This is a genomic window from Nocardioides dubius (genome assembly GCF_039528155.1).
GTDB classification, from domain to species: Bacteria; Actinomycetota; Actinomycetes; order Propionibacteriales; family Nocardioidaceae; genus Nocardioides; species Nocardioides dubius.
Window position 1 is genome coordinate 130,588 of record NZ_BAAALG010000011.1, and the last position, 1,935, is coordinate 132,522.

At 64.7% G+C, this 1,935-nt stretch carries 2 protein-coding genes; one reads left to right on the top strand and one right to left on the bottom strand.

Features of this window, described 5'->3' with window-relative positions; genetic code table 11:
* The coding region (gene rplM / locus ABD151_RS13665) for a 50S ribosomal protein L13 (protein WP_343995266.1) at nt 1-298 on the bottom strand (298 nt) is incomplete at its 3' end.
* A gap of 314 nt (nt 299-612) precedes the next feature.
* Between rplM and ABD151_RS13670 the strand changes: the two genes are divergently transcribed.
* Entirely contained in the window at nt 613-1,932 is a 1,320-nt protein-coding gene (locus ABD151_RS13670; RefSeq protein ID WP_343995268.1) for a citrate synthase, read from the top strand.
* Nucleotides 1,933-1,935: the final 3 nt, after the last annotated feature.

Here is a 1,935-nt window from a genome sequence, read left to right on the forward strand (position 1 = left end):
CCTTGCGCGCGTCCTTCTCCAGGATCTCGCCGATCGGAGTCGCGGTCAGACCGCCCGGGTAACCCGAGTGGCGGTAGGCCAGCTTGGTGACCTTCTTGTTGCCGGAGAGCGCAACCTTCTCAGCGTTGATGATGATGACGAAGTCACCAGCGTCGACGTGGGGGGCGAAGATCGGCTTGTGCTTGCCGCGAAGGAGGTTCGCGGTCTGGACCGCGAGGCGGCCGAGCACGATGTCAGTGGCGTCGATGACGAGCCAGTCGCGCTGGATGTCACCGGGCTTGGGGCTGTACGTACGCAACGTCTTCTAGCCTCATTCTCGTTCGTTGGACCCGACTGGACTTCCCAGCCGGGGAGGTGCTTCCACGTCTTCTGACGAACACTGCCCGGGATCCGCCGAGGGCGGCCGGGTCTGCATCGTGTCGGGCTCACCGAGGTGGGCCGTTCACAACGCGGCAGGAGACGCGACTAGCAAGTCTAGGGCGAGCCTGAGAAGGAGGTCAAAACGACCCCCTTTCGCATCCGGCGCGGGCAACGAATAGGTTGAGCACTGACACACGCGAGTCAACAGAACTCTTTGAGAGTCCACAACACTCCAAGCAGACAGGAGCCGACGTGACCGACGTATCGGCCGCCGCTGCCGGTCAGGCAGCCTCCCTGACCGTTCGGGACAACCGGACGGGCACCGAGTACGACCTCCCCATCGTCGACGGAACCATCAAGGCCGCCGACCTGGGCAAGATCCGCACCGCCGACGACGAGCCGGGTCTGGCCGTCTACGACCCGGGCTTCGTGAACACGGCCTCGTGCCGCAGCGCTGTGACCTACATCGACGGCGAGAAGGGCATCCTCGAATACCGCGGATACCCGATCGAGCAGTTGGCGGAGAAGTCCAACTTCCTCGAGGTGGCCTACCTCCTGATCCACGGCGAGCTCCCCACCAAGGCGGAGTACGAGGCGTGGGTTCACGAGATCACCTACCACACGTTCGTGCACGAGAACGTCAAGGGCTTCATGCACGGCTTCCGCTATGACGCACACCCGATGGGCATGCTGATGGCGTCGGTCGGCGCGCTCTCCACGTTCTACCCGGACGCGCGCAACATCGATGACCCGGACAACCGGCACATGCAGATCGTGCGCATGATCGCCAAGATGCCGACGCTCGGCGCCTGGGCCTTCCGCCACGCGCAGGGCAAGCCGTTCATCTACCCGGACAACGAGCTCAGCTACACCGAGAACTTCCTCTCGATGCTGTTCCGGATGAGCGAGCAGAAGTTCGCCGCAGACCCGCGTCTGGCCAAGGCCCTCGACGTGCTGCTGATCCTGCACGCCGACCACGAGCAGAACTGCTCGACCAACGCGGTCCGCTCCGTCGGCTCCTCGCAGGTCGACCCGTACTCCGCTGTGGCGGCCGGCATCGGCGCCCTCTACGGCCCGCTGCACGGTGGCGCCAACGAGGCCGTGCTGCGGATGCTGAAGCGGATCGGCACCAAGGAGAACATCCCCGCCTTCATCGAGGGCGTGAAGAACGGCAACGAGCGCCTGATGGGCTTCGGCCACCGGGTCTACAAGAACTACGACCCGCGCGCCAAGCTGATCAAGAAGGCCTGCGACGACGTCTTCGAGGTCACCGGGGTCAACCCGCTGCTCGAGATCGCCCAGGAGCTCGAGAAGATCGCGCTCGAGGACGAGTACTTCGTCAAGCGCAAGCTCTACCCGAACGTGGACTTCTACTCGGGCCTGATCTACGAGGCCCTGCAGTTCCCGCCGGAGATGTTCACCGTCCTCTTCGCGATCGGCCGCACCCCCGGCTGGCTCGCGCAGTGGAACGAGCTGATCCAGGACAAGGAGCAGAAGATCGCTCGTCCGAAGCAGATCTACACCGGCGACCGCACGCTCACCTTCGTGCCCGCCGAGGAGCGCTGGGCCTGAGGC